Genomic DNA, 637 nt, shown 5'->3' on the forward strand with positions numbered 1-637 from the left:
CCGTCGCCCCGCGGCCCGGGGGTGCGGCCGGGCCTGCCGGCCGGGCGCAGCCGGTCAGCGCCACGGCCATGGCCATGGCCAGTGTCACGGCCGCCTCCGTCGCCCCCCGCCTTCTCACAGGTAGTCCTCCAGCCGGGCCACCGCGTAGCCCTTCTCGGTGACCATGTTCATGAAGCGGCGGATCATGTCGGGCATGGTGCCCTTCCAGTCGGCGTCGCCGCGGAAGTGGCTGAGGACGATGTCGCCGGGGTGGAGGTCGCGGTCCCACTCGCGGTAGTCCCAGTGGTCGGCGAAGACCTCCTCGCTCCACAGCGGGGCGTACTTCACGCCGCAGCTCTTCGCCGCGCGCAGGGTGTCGCGGTTGTAGTTGCCGAAGGGCGGGCGGAAGAGTGCGGGGCGCTTGCCGTACTGCTTCTCGATGACGTCCTGCATGCCGCAGATCTCGCGCTTCTGGCGGCTGTAGGAGAGGTCGGGCAGGTAGGGGTGGTGGAGGGTGTGGTTGTTGAGGGCGACTCCGGTGTCCTGCATCTTCTTGAAGTAGCCGTAGTCCTCCTTGACGAGGTAGTCGCTGAGGAAGGCCGTGTAGGGGATCTTCAGCTCTCTCATCATGCGCAGGAACGCCGGGTCCTTCTCGGCG

1 protein-coding gene is annotated in these 637 nt (G+C 68.3%); it reads right to left on the reverse strand.

All coding sequences use genetic code 11. The features are described from left to right. Nucleotides 1-114 precede the first annotated feature (114 nt). Nucleotides 115-637 (reverse strand): polysaccharide deacetylase family protein (locus tag BZL64_RS14075; RefSeq protein ID WP_143663128.1); only part of this gene is annotated, 523 nt, incomplete at its 5' end.

Origin of the sequence: Streptomyces bobili (assembly GCF_002154575.1) — a bacterium.
Classification (GTDB): Bacteria; Actinomycetota; Actinomycetes; order Streptomycetales; family Streptomycetaceae; genus Streptomyces; species Streptomyces bobili.